Annotated in this window: 24 protein-coding genes; 18 read left to right on the plus strand and 6 right to left on the minus strand. The window is 36.4% G+C overall.

What is annotated here, in order from left to right:
* Positions 1-1,224, minus strand: a 1,224-nt coding sequence (locus A3EM_RS0129645; RefSeq protein ID WP_020531887.1) for a tetratricopeptide repeat protein, incomplete at its 3' end; no start/stop codon positions are given.
* A 134-nt stretch (positions 1,225-1,358) separates the two neighbouring features.
* A complete protein-coding gene (locus A3EM_RS44010; protein WP_020531888.1) occupies positions 1,359-1,583 on the minus strand; it encodes a hypothetical protein in 225 nt (74 codons plus the stop codon).
* A 421-nt stretch (positions 1,584-2,004) separates the two neighbouring features.
* On the opposite strand from A3EM_RS44010, the gene A3EM_RS0129655 reads away from it, so the two are divergent.
* The 11 genes from A3EM_RS0129655 (at position 2,005) to A3EM_RS0129705 (ending at position 12,900) form a co-directional block, all read left to right on the plus strand.
* Entirely contained in the window at positions 2,005-2,577 is a 573-nt protein-coding gene (locus tag A3EM_RS0129655; RefSeq protein WP_020531889.1) for a BfmA/BtgA family mobilization protein, read from the plus strand.
* 14 nt (positions 2,578-2,591) lie between these two features.
* On the plus strand, positions 2,592-3,746 hold the full coding sequence (gene mobB / locus A3EM_RS44015) for a MobB family relaxase (RefSeq protein WP_020531890.1): 1,155 nt from the start codon (positions 2,592-2,594) through the stop codon (positions 3,744-3,746).
* Between the two features lie 223 nt (positions 3,747-3,969).
* The gene (locus A3EM_RS0129665) at positions 3,970-5,619 is read left to right on the plus strand and encodes a type IV secretory system conjugative DNA transfer family protein (RefSeq protein WP_020531891.1); all 1,650 of its coding nucleotides are present in this window, start codon (positions 3,970-3,972) and stop codon (positions 5,617-5,619) included.
* Positions 5,620-5,682: 63 nt separating this feature from the next.
* Positions 5,683-5,985, plus strand: a complete 303-nt coding sequence (locus tag A3EM_RS0129670; protein WP_020531892.1) for a hypothetical protein — start codon at positions 5,683-5,685, stop codon at positions 5,983-5,985.
* Positions 5,986-5,992: 7 nt separating this feature from the next.
* The gene (locus A3EM_RS47785) at positions 5,993-6,280 is read left to right on the plus strand and encodes a hypothetical protein (protein ID WP_157638162.1); all 288 of its coding nucleotides are present in this window, start codon (positions 5,993-5,995) and stop codon (positions 6,278-6,280) included.
* Entirely contained in the window at positions 6,261-8,705 is a 2,445-nt protein-coding gene (locus tag A3EM_RS0129680) for a TraG family conjugative transposon ATPase (protein ID WP_020531894.1), read from the plus strand. The genes A3EM_RS47785 and A3EM_RS0129680 overlap by 20 nt, the downstream gene beginning before the upstream one ends.
* Positions 8,674-9,249, plus strand: coding sequence for a hypothetical protein (locus tag A3EM_RS0129685; protein WP_157638163.1), 576 nt, complete (start codon positions 8,674-8,676; stop codon positions 9,247-9,249). Before A3EM_RS0129680 ends, A3EM_RS0129685 begins: the two co-directional genes overlap by 32 nt.
* Before the next feature lie 116 nt (positions 9,250-9,365).
* A complete protein-coding gene (locus tag A3EM_RS0129690; protein ID WP_020531896.1) occupies positions 9,366-10,187 on the plus strand; it encodes a hypothetical protein in 822 nt (273 codons plus the stop codon).
* A gap of 125 nt (positions 10,188-10,312) precedes the next feature.
* Complete coding sequence (locus A3EM_RS0129695) at positions 10,313-10,945, plus strand: hypothetical protein (RefSeq protein WP_020531897.1); 633 nt, start codon at positions 10,313-10,315, stop codon at positions 10,943-10,945.
* 24 nt (positions 10,946-10,969) lie between these two features.
* Positions 10,970-11,944 (plus strand): conjugative transposon protein TraM, encoded by a 975-nt coding sequence (traM, locus tag A3EM_RS0129700; protein WP_020531898.1) that lies wholly within the window; start codon positions 10,970-10,972, stop codon positions 11,942-11,944.
* A 2-nt stretch (positions 11,945-11,946) separates the two neighbouring features.
* The gene (locus tag A3EM_RS0129705) at positions 11,947-12,900 is read left to right on the plus strand and encodes a DUF4138 domain-containing protein (RefSeq protein ID WP_157638164.1); all 954 of its coding nucleotides are present in this window, start codon (positions 11,947-11,949) and stop codon (positions 12,898-12,900) included.
* 207 nt (positions 12,901-13,107) lie between these two features.
* Here A3EM_RS0129705 and A3EM_RS0129710 read toward each other — a convergent pair whose 3' ends face one another.
* Positions 13,108-14,052: a hypothetical protein gene (locus tag A3EM_RS0129710; RefSeq protein WP_020531900.1), complete on the minus strand. Its 945-nt coding sequence runs from the start codon at positions 14,050-14,052 to the stop codon at positions 13,108-13,110.
* Between the two features lie 275 nt (positions 14,053-14,327).
* Positions 14,328-15,224, minus strand: coding sequence for an LAPAL motif-containing putative phage structural protein (locus tag A3EM_RS0129715; RefSeq protein ID WP_020531901.1), 897 nt, complete (start codon positions 15,222-15,224; stop codon positions 14,328-14,330).
* A gap of 236 nt (positions 15,225-15,460) precedes the next feature.
* Between A3EM_RS0129715 and A3EM_RS0129720 the strand changes: the two genes are divergently transcribed.
* Genes A3EM_RS0129720 through A3EM_RS46405 form a run of 4 tightly spaced genes read left to right on the plus strand, consistent with a single transcriptional unit; the run spans position 15,461 to position 17,988 of the window.
* Positions 15,461-15,688, plus strand: a complete 228-nt coding sequence (locus A3EM_RS0129720; protein WP_020531902.1) for a hypothetical protein — start codon at positions 15,461-15,463, stop codon at positions 15,686-15,688.
* A gap of 33 nt (positions 15,689-15,721) precedes the next feature.
* Entirely contained in the window at positions 15,722-16,459 is a 738-nt protein-coding gene (locus A3EM_RS0129725) for a ParA family protein (protein ID WP_020531903.1), read from the plus strand.
* Complete coding sequence (locus A3EM_RS44020) at positions 16,452-17,300, plus strand: ParB N-terminal domain-containing protein (RefSeq protein WP_020531904.1); 849 nt, start codon at positions 16,452-16,454, stop codon at positions 17,298-17,300. The genes A3EM_RS0129725 and A3EM_RS44020 overlap by 8 nt, the downstream gene beginning before the upstream one ends.
* Positions 17,301-17,322: 22 nt before the next feature.
* On the plus strand, positions 17,323-17,988 hold the full coding sequence (locus A3EM_RS46405; protein ID WP_157638165.1) for an antA/AntB antirepressor family protein: 666 nt from the start codon (positions 17,323-17,325) through the stop codon (positions 17,986-17,988).
* Between the two features lie 50 nt (positions 17,989-18,038).
* On the opposite strand, the gene A3EM_RS0129740 is transcribed toward A3EM_RS46405, so the two are convergent.
* On the minus strand, positions 18,039-18,698 hold the full coding sequence (locus A3EM_RS0129740) for a nucleotidyltransferase domain-containing protein (RefSeq protein ID WP_020531906.1): 660 nt from the start codon (positions 18,696-18,698) through the stop codon (positions 18,039-18,041).
* Between the two features lie 245 nt (positions 18,699-18,943).
* Positions 18,944-19,324 (minus strand): hypothetical protein, encoded by a 381-nt coding sequence (locus tag A3EM_RS0129750; RefSeq protein ID WP_044240214.1) that lies wholly within the window; start codon positions 19,322-19,324, stop codon positions 18,944-18,946.
* Positions 19,325-19,422: 98 nt separating this feature from the next.
* Here A3EM_RS0129750 and A3EM_RS48080 point away from each other — a divergent pair, with 98 nt between their 5' ends.
* The 3 genes from A3EM_RS48080 to A3EM_RS0129770 all read left to right on the plus strand — a co-directional run bounded on the left by A3EM_RS48080 (position 19,423) and on the right by A3EM_RS0129770 (position 21,172).
* On the plus strand, positions 19,423-19,785 hold the full coding sequence (locus tag A3EM_RS48080; RefSeq protein WP_026210662.1) for a hypothetical protein: 363 nt from the start codon (positions 19,423-19,425) through the stop codon (positions 19,783-19,785).
* A 211-nt stretch (positions 19,786-19,996) separates the two neighbouring features.
* Positions 19,997-20,590, plus strand: coding sequence for a tyrosine-type recombinase/integrase (locus tag A3EM_RS48085; protein ID WP_020531909.1), 594 nt, complete (start codon positions 19,997-19,999; stop codon positions 20,588-20,590).
* 84 nt (positions 20,591-20,674) lie between these two features.
* Positions 20,675-21,172, plus strand: a complete 498-nt coding sequence (locus tag A3EM_RS0129770; RefSeq protein WP_157638166.1) for a hypothetical protein — start codon at positions 20,675-20,677, stop codon at positions 21,170-21,172.
* The last annotated feature ends 102 nt before the right edge of the window (positions 21,173-21,274 follow it).

Below are 21,274 nucleotides of genomic sequence, written 5' to 3' on the forward strand. Positions count from 1 at the left end.
AGCCACTGTAGGATGATTCTCCCCAAAGTTATTCTTTGCAGACTCTAAAGCTATTTCTAAGAGTTGAGCGGCCTTGTTATACTCCCCCAAGTCCTGATACACAGTTGCCAGGTTATTTTCGAGTCTGGAGATATTAGAATTTCCCTCATCTGAAAAATGTAAAAGTAACCGATCACCAAAAGGCACCCATTGAAATTTATCAATAGGATTGTCTTTACTTTGGTCTATGCTTAATAGATCAGCCACTCCATTAATTAAACTTTCACAATCCTCTAAAGAAATCTCTTCCTGATAACCCACCACCTCCTGCACCATTCGGTGTATCTTGTATTGGCCATTTTCAGTTTCCAGTATCCAACCTTTTTGTACCAGACTTTGTAAGGCATCTGCAATTTCCTCTTCATTTTCTTCGGTAGCCTGCAGTACTTTCAGAATAAATTCTCCTTCCAAGGCTACTGGAGGCATGACTGCAAATTGTTTTAATAACCAAATTTCCGTTTCTTCCAATCCTGCAAGTGTAAAAGCAGTTATCAGGTGAGTGTATAGCGTAATTTCTTTATCCTGAGCATGAGTGCTTACAATTTTCTTTGCTAGTTTTTTATGGTCTAGTTGTTTATTTTTTAGAAGTTCCAAAAGCTGGCCAGGAGATTTAATCGTGATGCTTTTCTTAAAAGTCTTCGCAAGAAGTTCAGTTGTAAGGGTATGACAGCCAATATATACTAATAAAGCATCCAGTTCTCCATCATCTACTTCTCCGGCATGAAGCCTGAAAAGTTCCTTGGCTTTTTCCATAGAAAGGGTATCCAAAGGATATAATGTAAAACCCTCCAACTGTGCACGAGAAGTGACCAGTACCTGCCATTGAGGTTTTCCAGGCAGTTTATTAACCAGACTTTCCAATTGCTTTCCGGCATTGTCAATTAAAAGCAGGTTGTTCCCCTCCAAATTCTGAAGCCCGGAAAGCACAGAAGCAAAACGCTCTTCCTCACCTTGTTCCAGATCAAAGAGAAGATTCAGGTTTTGAAATACCAAAGGATTATTAGCCAGAGCAGCCATAAAACTGTTATTGGTTTCAGTATCATCAGAAAGCACTTCCACAAAAACAATATGGTCAAACTTATCCTGATGGAGTGTAAGGTACCTTCTCGCCACAGTAGTTTTTCCAATCCCGCCCAAACCATTCACTAACACCACTTTCTCAGAATCACCCAATAAAGTTTCCAATTCCCCCAGTTCAGCCTCCCGACCAACAATATCTTCCTTGGCGATGGTGGGTATGGGTCCTGTTAGGTATTTTTTCGAACCAGGTTCATTGTCAAGATAAATGTTTTGGTTCTCAATAATATTGAACTCGGTGTCTACTTTTTTTTTTCGATTTTCTCAGAAAAATCAAAGGTATTTCCTTTAGCATCACCTCCAACATTTATTATTGGAGATTTATCACCGGAGGTTTGGTTATTTGGGGATTTACCTTTTTTCTTGTTCTTGAAAAATATTCCTCCGATTAGCGTAAAAACAGCCACACCTAATCCACTAAATAGCCATTCTTTGTTACTACTTAACCATTGAATAATTTCTTCCATTAACTAAAGGGATTAATTTATTGTTTAAAATTATCTTTTTTGGATTGATATACAAGCATATTAAAAGATTATTGAAAAGTCGATTGACATTGTTATATAATGTATAGTAGTATTTTACTTTTTAATATTACAACTTTCTAATTCTTATTTATAATTTCATTGGTTGTTATTTGGTGTTTCCTTGTCGGAAGGGAGGGACGGTGGATCGGGAAAAGGGAAGCAAGATGGTATCACGCAAAGCATGATAGTGTATTTTTAGGTGACAGATAAAATATTATAAATCAGTTATTTAAAAAAATAACATGCGGCATATTATGCGGCATACAAATTTTTATTTGCAGCATTTTTAAAAAATACTTGACTTGGCTACTAATAAAAGCTATATTTATACAGCATATTAAGAAATAATATTTGCTGCATAGTGAAAAACTATTATAATATCCGGATAAGCCTGACAAGTAAGAAATTACTTGAAAACCTTCAAAAAAGGTTGGACAGGAATCGGATGGATATTATTGAGGAATGTCTGCAATTTTTTGAATCCACAGGATATGATCCAGCCGGTCATACCAAATCTCCGGAAGAAGAATTGAAAAAATTAAGGGACTCGCTGGTCTCTTTTATTCGCACGCAGGAGAAGAAAATCCTGGTACCTATGGCTGCTCAAGTGGATGCTTTGACTTTAAAAGTTGGAGATTATATGTCCAGAAATTCGGTTGAATTACCGGTAACAAAAAAGCCCAAGGTGACAGAAAAACCACTTGAAAAAGTGAAAGTATCAGTACAAGAAATGTCCGAACCAAGTGCCAGTTTGCAGGCGGAAAAACAAGCCCTGCAGATCAGACTGGAAAAAGCAGAAAAAGAAAATAAGCGACTCAAAAATCATCTTCGCACGCTAAAAGAAAGAGTGAAACAAAGGAAGATTGGCTTCTCAGATCACTATGTGATTGAAGCTTCCCGGGAAGAAATTCAAAGCTTTTTTGATTTTAAATAGTACTGTGATTTGGCATGTATGTAAAGATTCACAATCCAGGCAAATTCGATCCTCATTATCAAAACAATAGTGGGAGTTGCGGTGCATTGATAGAATACCTGGAAAAAGAAAATGAGGGTAAGGACCTGTGGGAAGAGGAACATTTCTTTGCCCATGATGGGCAGGATTATCGCTCCTTTCAGGTCAGGCATGCTATTGATTGCAACGGAATTGGAGCAAAGCTGAAAAGCAAGGAGAGCAAGTTTTTTATGCTGACCATCAACCCCAGTGCAGATGAATTGAACCATATTGGGCATGATAAGGAAAAGTTAAAAGCTTACACCAGAGCAGTGATGGAGGAATATGCCAATAGTTTTGCCCAGACTTACAAGGATGGTACAAAAATACAGGGTAAAGATTTGGTGTATTTTGCCAAAGTAGAGCATGAACGAACTTATAAAAAAGAGGAAGCCAAATACCGGGAAGTATTTAAACATAACTATCAGGTGAGTGTAGAAATTAATGCCTTGAAAAGAGAGCTTGAAAATTTAAGAGACAGTGGGGGAAATCAGCAAAAAATCAATGCATTGTCCCAGCAAATACTGAATATAAATCAGAGCTATATCAAGGATAATTATGGAGAAGTGATTTTACCCGGAAGGAATAAAGGAGGTTCTCAGATGCATGTACACATCATTGTATCGAGAATGGACAGGAAGAAGGAAGTGCGCTTGTCACCATTTGCCAAACCCCGGAATGGGAAGGTAAAACTGAATGGGAAGGAGCATAAAATAGGATTTGACCGTCATCAGTTTGTAGGTAAAACAGAGGAGATATTTGATAAACAATTCGGGTATGTGAGGGGGTATGAAAACAACTATGCCTACCGACATGCTAAAAAGCACGATGCAGTGAAGTATTTGGATATGGTGATCAATGCTCCTAAATCACCAGAAGGCCTGGCCCGTTACATGTTGAAAAAGGCGATGCGGCAGAATAAAGAAGTGAATAGCCTGATGAATATTCCCACTACAGTGGGAGGAGTAAGGCAAAAAGTGATGAATAAAGTAATAGATGAAGTGGCCAAATCCATGGCACTATCTCCAGCAGGATTGCCAGTGCAACTGATTAAGAAAGCATTACAATTGACTATAAAGCCTATTACCAGAGGTATCCAATTTGGGTATTGAACTAAGTAAAATATAAGGATAGAGAAAAAACCTCCCCTCTATCCCCTCCAGAGGGGAAAAATTAAATTTCCCCCTCAATTGAGGGGGTTAGGGGGAGGAAATGAGTACAAAGTAGAATATTGCGTTGCAAACGCAATGCTCAAACATCCTCGTTCGGAAACGAGGATGAGGTAGATGGCAAATAAGTAAACAGAGGATATTTTTAACTATTAATCGCAAAAAGGTGATCACTCCTGTAATTGAAATATTTGCAGATTTGGCAACGGCCTCTACTCCTACCCTGTTATTTGTGGGTGTGGGGATTGCGGTGTTATCCCTTTTTAATGTCCTGGCTTTTCGTTCCAACCTGAAAATCGGAGTACTGATATTTGTGGTGATGCATGCCATTTTTGGCGTACTGCTTTTTCTGGTAAGTCAATACGATTGGCTGGTGCATTTGGTGGTTTATTTCCTGCCTTCGGTTATGCTTGCAGGTTTGGTTTATTTATTCACCCGAAAAGAAAAAGTGGTGAAGAATATTTTCGATGTGGAATATGTGATGGAGAATGGCAAAAAGATCATCGTCAATATTGTAAAAGGTTTTGGGATTTATGGAGCAGCCGGTTCGGGTAAAACGGCCACAGGAGTAAGACCAATTTTAAAGCATTGCGCGGAAAATAATTTTTCAGGAATCGTCTATGATTACAAGGAATTTGAATTGACTGAAATTGTAAAATATTATTACAGTAACAGTAAGATTCCCATTTACATCATCTATCCGCAAAATCCGGATCTTTCCTATAGAATCAATCCCATTCATCCGAAATACCTGGAGAGTTTTAATGATGTGAATACTATTGCGTCTACCATGATCAATAACCTTTCGGAAAGTGAAGGAAAAGGTGTAGAAAAGTTTTTCAATGAAGCAGCAGAAAGTGCATTGGCCGGGGTGATCTGGAGATTGAAAGTTGATTTCCCAGACTATTGTTCCCTTCCCTATGCCATCAGTATCATTACCCAAAAGGAAAGATATGAAGATGAAGAAGGCAGGTTTCATGATGAATTAGTGGAATTTTTACAAGGCCATCCGCATTCCCGGTTACTGGCTTCCACATTTCTGGATAGTGCGGGAAATTCCAGGCAAATGGCAGCGGTGAAATCGAGCTTATCGAATGCACTCCGGAAAATATCCACTCCGGAAATGTTTTATGTCTTTAGTGGAAATGATTTTGAACTGGACTTAAATAATCCTGCACATCCGGCCTTAATGTGCCTGGTGAATAATCCGAAATATGAGGCAGTATTAAGTCCCTTTCTGGCAACCGTTTTTCAGTGTAGTCTGAATCAGATGAGTATTCGGGGACAGAATCAATCTGTATTATTACTGGATGAGTTTCCAACGATTAAACTAAAGGACTTTCAGAAAATTCCAGCCACTTTACGGAGCTATGATATTGCGACTGTATTGGGCTTACAAGATAAAATACAAGGCGTCATTACCTATGATGAAAACCGGTTCAAGGCCATCATGGCCAATTTAAGTGCGACTATGGTGGGCAAGTCGAACGATCCGGATACCGCCAAATACTACGAGCGATTCTTTGAAATTGTAGAGGAGCAACAGGTGAGTTTTTCCAAAGCTACTTCTGCTTTTTCTTCCAGCGAAGCGCGAATGAATACTTCTGTAAAAGAAAAACCTAAGCATCGGGCTTATGAATTCAGGCAAATGAAGCCTGGAGAATTCTTTATGTTCGACAGTAATGGATTCAGCCACAAATCTATGTTTAGGATGTTAGATTGTACACCTATTAAAGCCAAGGAGATTTATGACACGAGTCAGACTGAATTATGGAGCCAGTTTGACCAGATACTAGCAACTGCAAAGCGGCTATAGCTATTTATTAAAAAAGTTATTCCTGTTAGGCAGATAGTAATTTTTAATTCAAAAACTGTTATAATGAATCGGCTTAATTCTTCTTTGAAACAGCATCTTGCCGTGCTATTTTTTTGTCTGTTACCGGCCATAGGTTTTGGTCAGGATTTAGCAGGCCCAATCACTAAGTTTTTTGAAGGAACAGTAAAACCGCTATTCCCCATTATAGTTGGTTTGGTGTTTTTAGTCTCTGCTCTTATGAATATCGGAGATGTTTGGGGAGAGCATAAGAACTGGAAAAAATACCTTTCCAGCATTGGAATTTATGTAGGCATTTGTGTGGTCATTGGCGTAGTGCTGAATTTCCTTCTAAGCTTATCGGTATAGGATTTTCGTGAGACGATTCAAGGTGGAAAAAAATGATGAAAGAGAACTGAAAATTTTCAGTTTCACATTACCCTCTTTTGTCCTGATTGCTATAAGTGTCATCCTGATGGCATTCTGGTTAATGCATGCCCCTACCCTGTTCAATTTTATCGGGGCGGTATTATTGATCCTGTTGATCATTTATGGAACGCACCATCTGGTGGAGCTCAAAAAATGGGCAAAGCTTTTTGATGAAAAGCATCCAAAGGAAATACACAACGACTTTATATTTTTTGATGAAGATAAATTTGAGTGAACACTGGCCATTATTGAGTGTGGAAGATCATATTGCCCATACGGTGGATGGGAGTATGGCCCTCTGTTACCGCGTGCAACTTCCAGAGATTTACAGCCTTGGAGCAAGTGACTATGATGAGTTATATGACATCTGGTTTAAGCTCCTGCGGGACATTACTGCTCCAGCCATCATGCTCAAACAGGATATCTTTTTGAAGCAGTCACTGGATACTTCCTTTTTTCCATCCACCAATTATTTTCAAAGGAAAACAAAGCAGTATTTCCATGGCAGAGCACATATGGAACATCATTGCTTTTTGTTTTTTATCCAGACTAAAAAGAGTGTTTTCCTTAATCACAATATCCGGAATCCTTTCAGGAAATTGCCAGCAGTTAAGGAGATCAAAGCGCAACTTACCGAAAAGCAATTGTTTGTTTCGGAAATTGAAAAAGCAGTGGGCTATCTCAATACCCAGAAATACCTGGAAGTGGTACCACTTTCCAAAGAAGAGATTCACTACCTGACCCATTCTTACTTCAATGCCTTTTACACCGATCGCTATACCGATGCCCACACCACAGATCAGCATAGCTATCAGATCGGGCAGCGTAGACTTGGTGCTTATGTGATCAAAAGCAAACAACAACTGGCGGACAATATCCAGAACTATGTGGAAGACAAAAAAATGTCATTCGATCAGTACAAGTTTTACCAAAGTCCGGTAGAAGAACTAGGTTTGAAATTGCCTTTTAACCATGTGGTCAATCAGGTGTTTTTTCTGGAAGATCATCATCAACTCAAAAAAGAAATTAAAAGAAAGGAAAGTAATTTCAGAGGCGCAAGGGGTTTTTCCAAAGAGAATGAAGTGGGCAGTGAAAAACTCAAAGCCTATCTTACCACTATCGAAGAAGAAAATCTGAAGCTTATTGGCAGTCATTTCAACGTGATCTTTTTTGGAGATACCGAAAAGGAATTTAAACAACATGATGCGGCACTTTCAGCAGTATTCAAAAACATGAATATTTTCCCTTATGCTCCGGCTGGGAACAACCTGAAAAACATCTACAACAATTCCTTCTTTGGGCACATTTCCCAAATGAATGCAGCCAATATTTTTAGGCCAACCCTGCAGGAAGCCACCTGTATGATGTTGCATACCACCAATTATAAGAATGATGCGCAAGGGATCTGGTTCAATGATCGGTTGTTTAATATTCCGGTGATCAAAGACGTTTGGGATGCAGAAAAAAAGCGGATCAATGCCAGAAATTTCTTTATTGTAGCCCCAACTGGAGAAGGGAAATCCTTTTTAGCCAATCATATTTTCCGGCAACTCTATGAACAGGATTATGTACTGGTGATTTTCGATTTGGGTGGAAGTTATGAAAAGTTATCCATTTTGCTGGACCATATTTATCCCGGACAAGTGGGCTATATACGCTATAAGGATGGAGAACCACTGGGCACTAATCCATTTATGCTGGGAGAGCAGGGATTGAATCTGGAAAAGCAAAATGAGCTGATCGAATTTGTCTGGCGGATTTGGAAAAGAAGGGAGCGAAATGAACAGGAAGATAAAGAAGAAAGTGTGTCGATCAGAAAGGTGTTGGTGCATTATTATGAGCAGCAGCCTAGTGACCATAACTTCCCGGATTTTTACACTTTCATTGCCACCAACCAACTTTCATTACTTGAGCAATTAGGCATAGATCCGGAGTTTTTTAATATCAATAATTTCCTGCATGTCTGCAGTGAGTTCATTTCCGGTTCGTACAGTTTTTTGTTCAATGAGGATAAATTGAATAATTCGAGGCATTACAATGTGGAGCATAAGCGGGTAGTGGTCTTTGAACTGGATGAAGCCAAAGATGATCCCTTGTTGCTTTCGATCTTGCTTCAAATGGGATTTGAAACGGTGAAAAAAATCATCTGGAAAGATAAAAGTACCAAAGGCGTAGTCTACTTCGATGAGTTTGCCAAAATGCTGGAGTTTGGAACATTGCTGGCTTCTGTGAAATACTATTCCCAGGCGATTCGGAAACAAACCGGAGCCATAGGACTGGCGTTGCAAACTCCCAATCAATTGCCGGAAAACAGCACAGCCAAAAGCATTATTGACAATACCCAGGTCTATTATATTCTGAAAGGTTCTAATTATGAAGACATCATTGACCGCTTCAAATTATCAGAGCATGATCGCCAACAATTGTATTCCATCACCAATCAGTTTTCGGGTAAACAACGCTATTCTGAGTTTATGCTGAAAATTGGTAACCACAGCAATGTGATGCGGTTGGAAGTTCCTGAAGAGTTGCAACTGGCTTATATGACTGATGGAACAGACAATGCCATCCTGATGGACATCTACAAAGAGAAAGGAGATTTAATTGAATCCATAAAACAATTTAAAGATGAGAAAAATACTCGTAATGCTATTTTTTAGTGCCTTTTCCAAAATGCTGATGGCACAGGCCGTGGTCAGTGATCCGGGTTCTTACGGTTATCTGGCCCAACAGGTGCAATCGGGCATTGAAAATCTGGAAACTTTAAAAGAGACCAAGGAAACCATAAGCGAAACAGCCAACACACTGGACGACATGCGGAGTGCCATTACCAAAGTCAACGATGTGGTGAAACAGATTGCCTATATCGATCGGGTGATTGAAAACCAGACACTGGCTTTGATGGCGGCTAATGATGCTTATAAATACCTGGAGGAAACAAGGGTATTTACCAGCAGGGAATTGAAAATTATCCTCACAAATTTCACCAGACTGATTGCTTCTACAGAAGTGACTTTGGGATTGGCAAAAGGAATTATTGAAGATGGTATTTTCAAAATGAGCGATCGGGAAAGGATTGAATTTTTACAGGAGCTTAACCGGGACATGAGCGAATTGCAAATGGACATTTACCTATTGGAAAGTACTTACCGGAAAACCGCTCAATTGAGGGTATTGAAACAAACTTTTCAGCAGCAAAAATAACACTAACCCATTATTTAAATTAAGGAGAGTTGTTGGACAAAATTAAACGACTTTAATTATGCCACAGCTACCTGATATTGAGACGAAAATTCTCATTATTAATTAGTACGAGTACTATGATCAAGTTCGACTATGATTTTCTGTACCAGATTTACCTGGATATTTTCGATGTAAAAGCCATTGAACTGAGTATCTATGGATTTAAAACACTGGCCATTTGTCTGATCCTGATCAACTGGTATCATAAGTTTTTCATGTCTGCCACTTTTAAAGGCAGTAAAAATCCACCACTTTCTCCGGCAGATATTTATCAGGCGCTACTGATTGTAGTGCTGATTATTTCCTATGATCATTTGCTGGCTTTTATTGATATGGTGATGGGCAATATTGAAAATACCTACAGAGGTTTTGAGGTGGAAGCGCATATTTTACAAGAAATAGATGAGCCGGTAATCAAACCGGAATTGGAAACAGAAGGGTTTGCCAGCCTGAAAGAAGCTGCAGAAGAGATTGTGTATTTAACCAAAGCTCCTGCCCATTTTTTAGGGGAAGTAATGGCAGTGATTGTGGGTATCGTGGATTTACTGGTCTATGGGGTGTTCCTGGCAGAGCGGTTCTTTTTTATGGCCATCCTGAGAATATTCGGAGCATTTGCCCTGGCTTGTTATCCGATTGAAAAGATGCAGAAATGGTTCTGGAACTGGTTGGCGGTATATGTAGCACTTTACCTTTTAGCCATTCCTTACTTCCTGATTAATGCCTTTTGCAATGCCATTTATATGCAGGCAAAAGACAATGCGGCTATGCAGGTGGTGGACCCGATTATAAGCACCGGAGTAGGAGGGTTGGTGATGCTGGTGGTAGCCCTGTTTGTGATCTGGCTAAAGATCAGTTTGTTTAAAAAATCACATCAGATGATTTTCCGAATTTTTAACTAGTACGACTAGCACGAAATAGAAAGAGGTATATCAGTAGATTAATAAGCCGATTATCAATACCAAACTCCTTTTACTTATTTAATACTTGTGGCACTAAACATTTGAATCCAATCATATATTAACCCATGGTAAAAACTAGAGAAACCGAACCTTATGAAGTCAATATCTATAAGGCTGTACATAAAAACAGGCTGATAGTCATTGGTAGTCTGGTATGCCTGATGCTGGCCTTTATCGCCTGTCTGGTGTTTATGTTCAAAGTCTATACCCATAAAATAGACAGTATTCTGGTGGTGAACCAGCAGGGGGAAATAATTCCCGTAGAATGGCAGCAAAAGAAAGAAGTGCTCACCAACCAGATGAAATTTCATGTGCTGATGTGGTTTGAAAACTACTACAACCTGGACAGGGGAAGTGTGGATGAAAATCGCCAGAAAGCTTTGTGGCTGATCAATGGAGAGGACTTTGCCCAACTGGAACAATATTACAATCAAAAAGGATGGTTTGAGGATATTAAAAGATTTGGCATTGTACAGAAAATTGAAGTGGCAGAAATAAGGCTATCGGGAAATGCAGAACCCTTTTCCTTTCTGGCAGATTGCCAGATTACCACCCGACAAAATGGGATTGAAAAGCGGTATCAGTTGCAGGCAGGAGGGGACTTAATTTTTGTGGAAAGTGATTATCCCAGAAATCCCAATGGCATGTTGATCATCAATTACAAGGAAAAGCCCTGGGAGGAAATCATTGAAAACTAAAAAGCCGGCTAAACAGTAATCATCATGAATAAATTAGATTTAGATAAGGAAAAAATCATTTTGGTAGTGGTACTGGCGAGTGTTTTTATGCTGATTTGTGTGTATACCTATTTCCAGTTTTATGCCGAAAGTGATGCAGATCATGAAGGTCAAACCATTGCAGGAATAGAAAACAGCAGGCAAAATACTATTGATATTGAAAAGCATAAACAGCAATATCAGGAAAGGATCAAAAAGGTTAGAAATAAGGAAGAGCAAAATAGGGTAGAGGTCAATTTGAGTTTAGACATCTTCAAAGAAGATAAAACAGCCACTTCACCCACAGAGGAACCTGTAGAAGCAATCAAACCCAAAAAAAAGGAATTACCATCAGAACCATCAAAAGTAGCCCAAAAACCGCTTAAAACGCCTAAAAAAGTCCAAACCAGCCTAAAAGTAGAAACGCAGCAAAACACCAGTGTGGAAATGCTTCCGGAGCAGGCAAAAATTGAAATTCCAGAAACCGGATTCGTTCGGACTTTTGCTAATACTTCAGTTTCAAATTTAAATCCTGTGGTGAAGCAAAATCATATACCCGTAAAGATTCCTGCCATAGTGTATAATGACCACAGCATCCGGTCTGGCTCAAAGGTGACTTTGCGGACTACTGAAGCTCAACAATTAAATGGTCAGCTGATTCCAGCCAATACTTTTGTGTATGGCATTGCCACTTTTTCTCCTGAAAGAATTTTGATCAATGTCTCCTCTATTCTGGTGAATGGAAAGGCTATTCCAGTTGACCTGACGGCTGTAGATCTGGATGGCATGGAAGGCCTGTATGCACCGGGGAAAGTGGAACAGGAAATGGCAGCCGATGCGGCAAACAGTGCTTTAAACCAGACCAGAGGTTCTGTAAATACTCCCCTTGGTTCCATCACCGTGGGAGCGGGGAAGAAGAAAGTCAATGATCCGGTAAGGCATATCAGCAATAAATATAAGCTCACCCTCAAAAATAAATGATCATGAAATATCTGATAACCATCACATTTATCGTAGCCTTTTTAGCAGGGGCAAATGCTTATGGAAAAGCGGAAAATGATACGGTTTATGTGTCAACTAAAACCACTTCCTACATTTATTTTCCGGACTCGGTGATTTTCTACGATTGTATCCTGACCAGAACCATTACCATCAATGGGGTAGAAGGGAAGAAGGTGCAGGCGGAAAAAAGAGGAGGAAACCTGCTTTATTTATTTTCCAATGTAGCCAGTTTTGAAAGTTCCAGTATTCTGGTGGAAACCCTATCTGCCCAATACATTTTCACTTTGGTTCACAGGGATAATCCCGGGCAGATTGTCTATCATTTTAATCCACATCAGGCGACTAAAATCAAATCCCAGTTGGTGATACCACCAGCTGTACAAATGGCTGCGCCAATAGAACAAAATGTGGTGAAAAATGAACCTGTTCCAAATGTGGTAGCTGCTACTACCAATATTCCGGAAACGGTAATTCCTTCCACTCCGGCACCCATTGATATTGCCGAAAAGTGCGAGACGATAAAGGACATGAAAATGGATGATTATATCAACGGGATTTATGATGAGAAAATAAAAATGGCCCTCACCGATATTTTTACAGACGACCAGTACATGTATTTTTCCGTCTACATTGCCAATGAAGCCAATGTGCTTTACAGCATTAATACCATAGATTTCTTCACCAGGCAAAAAAGCAAAATCAAAAAAGAAACCCAGCAAATCACCAATCTGATTCCGCTGTACCCCGATCAAAACCAAATTGAGGGCAGAAAAATCAAAAAAGGAAAACCGATAAGACTGGTCTATGTCTTTGATAAATTCACCATCCTGAAAGATGAAAAACTCTTCATCAAACTCAATGAAAAAGGCGGAAACCGGGATATTCAGATTAGCATTGCCAGTAAGGAGATTATTAATGCTGAGGTGATTTTTTGAGGGAGTAATATGAAAGGTTTTTATAGATTTATTCAATAATTAAATCAAAATGAACATCCTTGTTAAGGGCTAAGGTAACCAATATGTATATATTTGAAGTAAGTAAAAATAATGTAGCAATTTATTCTAGATGTTCAAATGTATTGGCACATATTTAAAAGTAAACTGAACGTGTTCCGGACTATCTAATTTATGGTGAGCAAAAATTTATAAAGAATTAATACCTTCGGATTCCCAAAAACCATCTTCTTTAGAAACTGTTTTAATCCATTTTCCATTATCATAGGAATATTTCTCAATGGTAATTTCAAATATAACATCACCATTTAAATCTAAATCGTCTTTTGGAAAGCAACTTTTCTCAATAATCAGATTCTTTCCTTCATTTTCTGAAATCCACCATTGACTTTTTAATGAACATAATAATCCACCTTCTATTATATATTCAATTCCATTTTTATTTATTTCAATAAACTTTGAATAAGGGCCACTATAAGAACCCCAACCTTGTGCAAAGTTTGTTGTCACAACAAATGTTGGTTTGTTTCTTTCTTTATGAATAAATAACCTATCAACTCTTGCAAATTGATGGCCTAAATTTTCGGTATATAATACTTGTAAATTGTTGTTGATAATTAAAAGCACAGCCTCTTCAAAATTACTGTAATCAGCATTTGGGTCAAAACCTTCAAATGGATAAAATTGGGGATATAATAAAGCACGGTAGCTTCCATATCTTTCAATACCTCCTTTTAATTCATTAGGAATACTATCGTCTATTAAAAGTAACAATGCTCCATTGATTCCATTCGAAAACTCATTTAACTTAAAACTTTGGGCAATTTTATATCCTTCTGTTTTAAAGTCTGAATGCATTGAGATGTCTTCAATACTAATTTTTCTTTCACTGATATCTGTTTTTTCAGACGATTTAGTTTCGTATTGGTTAATAACCTTATCCCCTTGTATAAAATCACCTTTAATTTCATCAATTTTTATTTGTGTATTATCAACCTTATCTAATTTTGTATCATTCTTATTTGAATTACTACTTGTGTTTATTATACTAATGACACCTGTAATTAAAGCAGCTAAAATTGTTGCAGAAGCTCCTATCCAGGCAATTTTGGTTCCTTTTTGATTGTTCTCCATTTGAAGATAAAGTTATTGCAATACAACTACAGTAAACAAAAATAGCAGAAAAAAGACTAATCTAGATATGTGTTTTTATTTTGTTAAAATCATAGTAAAATATATCTAAAAGCTAAAATTATTTTAGTGCAACAACAATTAATAGACTTTTTAACAAAATGTAAAATTAACGCTTAGTCTTAAAGAATAGTCGTTAGAACAAAAGATATTCAATTCTTTATTGACTATTTAAATTTTTTAGGAAAGGATTTAGGACTAAAATTTTTTGTTAACTTTTAAAAAAGCTTTCCTTGTTTTGATTTTGGAACAACCTTAATTACTTCTGTGATTTCATATTTATAATCTAAAAATGCACCAGTAGGTAAATCTTTTTTTTGAGTGATTTTTAGTTTAGCGACTAATCGATCTCCATTTCCAAACTTTAATCCATTTATAACATCTGATAGAAATTTTTCATCTTTTACTGCAACCCCATTAATTTTTCTTCCCTCATAAATAAAACTCCATTTAGCATTTTTTTTTGTAGAAATATCTAACTTTTTGATGTAGAGTACTGCCTCTGGATCTACTCTTACTTTAGTGTTTTTATTGTCGTCTAAAAATGGATTTTCATCATTAGCTAGTTTTTTAAAATCATTTCTATTTATATCCAGTATTTTTTTATTTGTAGTTTTATTATTAATTTCAATACCTTTTACTTCTTCATCATTCTCTAAAGCTTTAAATCCATTTGCTATTGCACCATTTATTATTGCATTATTTTTATAAATGTTAAATGCCTCTTTATCTACAATTAGTACATTGTCGTTACCATTAACAGAGATTTGGATTTTTCCGTCAGATAAATCTATTATTTCATCAGGCTCTTTGTTACCTAGAAGTTTTTTAATGTCAATGATAGCTTTAAAATAAATGAAAACGCTATTTATAGTAGGTTGATGCTGAAACAATACACTTCCTGTAATTACACCTATTTCAATAAGTTGATTGATTTCAAAAGAACCTTTTTGAAAACTTTGAACAGTAATTTTCAAATCTGAATCAGGGTTTAAGATAGTTTTTATCTCAGTCAAAATAGCGGCATAATGAAATTGAGAAGTCAACAATGTATTAATATCAATAGAATGATTTTCTCCATTATACTTAAATTCAAAATTATTTTGTTGTTTCATATATTTTTAATGGGTTCCTATCTTTACAAGGGGAAATATTTCTCATCTAATCTTTTCTTAAAGTTAAAGATTGTTTTTCAAATTTAATGTAACCATTTTTGAGTATTTCTTGATAGTATAAATGCTTATATTTCAAGGTTATATAGATATCTCAATTATTTTAAAGACTAGATAAAACCGATTTTAAGTGAATAGCTATAACTTTACGCATAGAGTATTTTAATAGCTAAAATCAAATGGAAAGAAAACCAATTCCTGAGGGTTTTCAGGAATATATCATGACAGAGGAGGAGTATGAAGAGATTCTTCTATTGACAGCGGGGAATGATTATGGGCTGGTGGAGAATAGTATATTAATTACTTTTTGGAAAAAACTGGCTGATAAGTATAACTTTGAATGGCACACTGGGGAGGAAAGCCCAAATGGGGGAAAGTATTTCCTGGCTGTTCCGAGGAAGGAGTGAATAATTAACATAAACTATTTTCAATACAAACATATGACCGTAATATCAATTTTAAACCACAAGGGAGGAACTGGGAAAACTACTACCACAGTTAATTTGGGAAAAGCTTTAGCCCTACAGGGCAAAAAGGTATTAATAGTTGATATTGATTCACAATCAAATTTAAGTCAGCATGTTGGTGTTGAATCTCCCTCTGAAACTGTTTATGATGCTTTATGCAAGAGTGAAAATTTACCTGTAATTGATTTAGGAGATAACCTTCATCTGGTTCCAGCGAATTTGGAATTGGCAGGAGCAGATGATGAGTTAAGAAAAAATGTAAATGGTTACTTTAGGTTAAGAGAATCTTTTAAAGCGATCCAGAGCAATTATGATTTCATTCTTATAGATTGCCCACCATCACTGGAGATACTCACTATAAATGCCTTAATCGCTTCTTCTGAGGTTATAATTCCTACACAAAGTCAATACTTTTCAATTAAGGGTCTCCAAACCATATTTGAATTAATTGAAGAGTTGAAACAAAACTTAAATCCTACACTCAAAATCAAAGGTATTTTATTGACTCAGGTGAATAATACGGTAATTAATAAAACAATTCAGGAGACGGTACATGAGGGTTACGGAGATTTAGTTTTTAAAACTTTTATCAGACAAAATGTAGCTCTAACAGAGGCTTCCTACAGTAATCAGACGATTTTCGATTATCAATCAAAATCACAAGGAGCAGAAGATTATTTTAACTTATCAAAAGAAATTCTAAATGGCTAAGAAGGTATTTGCAAAGAGTAAAATATTAAATGCTGCAATACAGCAGAAAGAATCCAGTGAAGATTATATCAAGAATAACCTGGTTGTAAACAAGGAGCTAAAAGCCTTTATCCGGTCATTATCTGATGAAGAATTCAATCAACTGGAAGCTAATATTTTGGCAGAAGGTTGCAAGGATGCCCTGATTGTCTGGAAGAATAATGAAGAGTATGTACTGGTGGACGGTCATAATAGATTCAATATTTGCCAGAAGCATAATTTACCTTTTAAGATAGCCCAAAAGGAGTTTGCAGATTTAGATGCAGTTAAGGATTATATGCTTAAACTTCAGTTGGGCAGGCGAAACCTGACACTTGAAGAAATAAGCTATTACAGAGGTCTGAGGTATGAAACTGAAAAAAACAAGACGGCAAATGTTTTTAATTTAAAGCAAAATATCACCGAAAAGGACAAAATGTCCTCTTCGGTAAATACTGCAGAAAAAATAGCACAAGAGTACGGGGTAAATGAAAAAACGATTAAGAGAGATGCCAAGTTTTCGAAGGGTTTAAACAAGCTTGCTCCAGAATTCAAAGAAGAAGTATTAAAAGGAAAATCGAAGGTAAAAAAGCAGGATATTCAGGCGCTTTCCACAGTAGATGTTAAGCCTAATAGTATCAAATCAGCTGCCCTTTTGGAGAAGGCTTTAAAGAGCAAAGCAGAGAATAATAATAAAAAAGATGATTTATCGAAGTTGCAAAAAGAGATTGTTTCCAAGTTGAATAATGCCATTAAGCAAAGAGATAAAGCATTATTGAAAGAAGTGAAGAAGGAGTTAACTGCTTTAGAGAAGAAATTTTAATAATATTTAAATGCTTATTGCCATGGAATTAATCAAAATATATCAGGGGAATTTAATTGATGCCAGGGAACTACATACTTTCCTTGAGAGCAAACAGGATTTTAGTACCTGGATTAAAGCCAGGATTAAAAAGTATCAATTCACTGAAAATGAAGATTATACACTTGCTCCACAAAAAAATGGAGCGAGTTGGGGAGGGCAAAATAAGGTAGATTATATTTTAACCATCAACACTGCCAAAGAATTGGCTATGGTTGAGAATAATGATAAAGGGAGAGAGGCAAGAAGATATTTTATAGAAGCAGAAAAAACGCTTAATCAACTCAAAGAAAACAAAAGGCTGGAAACTTTCTTCAAATTGGAAGCCACCAAAAAAAGATTGTTAAAGAATGTGGAGAACATTGGGGGTTCTCATGACGACTATGTCCAAATCGATTTTGCAGGTCGAAGAGTCCTTTTCAATGGTGACCCTATGCCAGATGAAAAATTACCTCTAGCCTTATTAAAAGGACGGGATTTTGCGACAGAATTAACCAATGAATTCATTAAGGATGGCGAACGAACACTAAATGATGCAGAAGATTTAAACAAACAACATCACCAAAAGGTAAGAGGCATGGTAGTAAAATCCATGAAAAAGACACCTGAAGAACTAAACCCCGAGGAAGATATTAAGAAGTTGGAGTAGGGGAGGGGGGCAAAAACTTAATAAAAAAAACTTGGATAAGGAATAATCTTCTAGGGACTATAGGTATAAATTACTTGAGTTTCAATATTCTTTTCCTGGAAAATTCTGTCAAAATCATAAATATGTATGCTCAAAGATTTTTTTCTGTTTTTGAGAAATAAAAGAACCTCTTCACGAGCCCATACATATTCCTCAAGGAAATTATTAAACCTCCTTCCTTTTAATTGTGCTTCATGAGCTCTTTTCAAATCCAGTTTGGTAAAATCTTTAATTTTATGCTTGTGCTCCAACAAGATGGCAATATCAATATCTGACATGGTTTCCTGGGTAGATAAATAACTTCCAAATAACAATACTTTCAAAACTCTGTATAGATAATAATCATCTGAATTTACCTGATGAACCCTTTCCAGAAATCCTTCTAATAATTTTTCAGCAGTAGTTCTTTTTATGGGTTTTGAGGCAGTTGCCATGGCATAGGCGTTACCTTTTATAGTGGTTTGAAAATACGTTTTACCGTTTCTGGTAATTGGAATTATATATTTTTCAGAAATCAGATTTTCCACTAAATCCTTTGCCTTTTGGACATCTATATTAAGTATTTCTGTTATGATATGAATACTACGATCATTTTCAGAAATTTTTCTAAGAAGGTTTCTAATGGTTAAAGTAGGAAAACCAAACAGTTTTTGTTTACTATCAATATTCATAACACCAATAAATATTTTGGTATTATGAATATAATAATTTTTAATTACTTTAAAAAGTGAAATTCATAATAATTTATTCAATATAAATCAGGGTGTTGCGAAATAACTCTAAAATTGAAGAGAATGTATTATAGGTATACCTATAATTTGCTCCTAGGTTGGTTCATTTAATGTTTTTTCATGTGTAAAAAACACTGCCAATTGTGCACTGATGTAAAACAGATTTTTGGCTACATAATTATTTCTCATAATTCCATATACCCCTGCCATTGCACAAGAATATACTTAGCTTTTCCGTTTTCAAGTTTTTCTAAAAAACCAAACTCATAACAGAATAGGTATACATCCCCTTTCTTGTTTTTCCAATAGTGTGTAAAGAATTTGGGGTTGAAGCTTTTTTCTATTAAAACCTGTTTTCTCACTGTAGCCTTTCCAGCCTTGTTGTAAGATTTCAAAACCCTTCGGTTGAGTTTGAGTTGGTTATCTACTCTGTTGAAAAAACTGGAAGGATTATTCCTGGCCTTTTGGTAATGGAAACTGCTTTTGCAATGGGCATCACAGAATTTCTTATCGATTCTGCCAGAAAGCTGCTTTCCACAAGCCATACAGGTGGGTTGTAAACGCATGATGACAAAAATTAAGTGTAGATTATTCGTATACTATACGTATAATCTACTTTTAAATTGAAGGATTCCTTTACTATTGTAGGGAAACCTGAAAAAAGATGAAAGCTGAAAAGATCATTACCCTAAAACATATTTATGTAGCTCAAAATCGGTACATCGGGTTAAAGTTTTACCCTGACAAAGTACTCCAGGCAATGGTGAAGGAATTACCAGAACCCAAATGGCATTCCCAGAGTGGATGTGTGATCATTAAAAACAATCGGGAGAACCTCAACAAAATATTTCAAAAATTTAAAGGAGTAGCCTGGGTAGATACACAACAGTTTTTCAAGAAAAAAACGCCTGATAATAATATCCCAAAGGCTGAACAACCTGTTTTGGGAAATGGAAATTCATCAAAAAAAAACACAACCAAGAACCTACTCCATTACCAAGGGATGCCCGGAAATTTACATCGATAAGCTCAAAGCTCTTAATTATAGCTACCAGACTATAAAAACTTATAGTAGTATGTTTATTGATTTTATTAATTATTATCCAGAAATTAAACCAGAGACCATTACCAATGAGCAGGTCCTGGGATATGTCATTTAATTAGTTAAGGAGAGAAATGTATCGGTATCATATCAAAACCAAGCCATAAATGCCATTAAGTTTTTCTACGAAAAAGTATTGGGATATTCAAGGGAAACCTATTATGTAGATCGTCCCGAAAAACCTTTCAAGTTGCCACAGGTACTAAGTGAGAAGGAAGTAGCTGGTTTATTCAGACAAGTGAGTAACCTAAAACATAAAAGTATCTTATATTTAATATATGCAGGAGGGCTGAGAATTTCAGAAGCCATTAATATGCAGGTAACAGATATACATTCAGATCGGAGTCTGATTCTTATCCGAAATGGCAAAGGAGGAAAAGACCGAACCACCTTATTATCTGAAAAGATGCTGCAACTATTGAGATCATATTACAAGAAATATCGTCCCAAATTATGGTTATTTGAAGGGCCAAATGGTAAGCAATACAGCCCCACGAGTGTTCGAAAAGTTTTGCATCGTGCTACGATAAAGGCAAAGATTTCCAAAAAAGTAACTCCTCATACCCTTAGACATTCCTTTGCCACCCACTTGTTAGAAAGAGGAACAGATTTGAGGTATATTCAAAATCTTTTGGGGCATGGTTCACCAAAAACAACAGAAATTTACACGCATATCACCAAAAAAGGAATAGAAAAGATTGTAAGTCCTCTAGAACATTTAGATATTTGAGTTTAGCTACATGGGAAATAAACTCCATGTGGTTTACTAAATGTTAGACACAACATGAGGACGATAATAACAATTATATTGATATTGATTTTGAATCTTGTTTATGAACAGGACACTCTTCAATTTAATGTGACCACACCAAAAGGAATTAATGGACAAATAACCGACCCTCGAACAATTGTATATTCAGGAAAATTGGACTTTGATTTTTATAAAAAGTACTTTTTTACTCCCTATCATTACCCCCAAAAAATGGTTGACCCAATCCATAAAAATGACACAATAACTGTATGGAATGATTCTACTAATGTTGGGGACTTCAATTCTAATTGGAGCTATACGATAACGTACGATTCACTTTCAAGAGTAACGTCATATAGATACTCAGCATGTATACTTTGTTCGCAGACACCTTATTACTTTCATTTTTTCTACAATCAACTTGGGCAGGTAATCAAAATGACTAATAAACTCAATGAAGATAAGACGATTGAATTCAAATATGACTATCATGGAAATATTATTAGTGTGAAAGAATATCTTGGTTCGGATTTGGCGAAAGAAATAGAACTAATAAAATAAAGTGCCTAACACCCTGTATATTTCATGGCTGTTAGTGGTAAGCGTGGCTTAGGTTCTTCGTTGGTAGACCGTCAATCCGCAGGATTGACTTACTTAGTCGAA

The organism is Flexithrix dorotheae DSM 6795 (assembly GCF_000379765.1).
Classification (GTDB): Bacteria; Bacteroidota; Bacteroidia; order Cytophagales; family Flammeovirgaceae; genus Flexithrix; species Flexithrix dorotheae.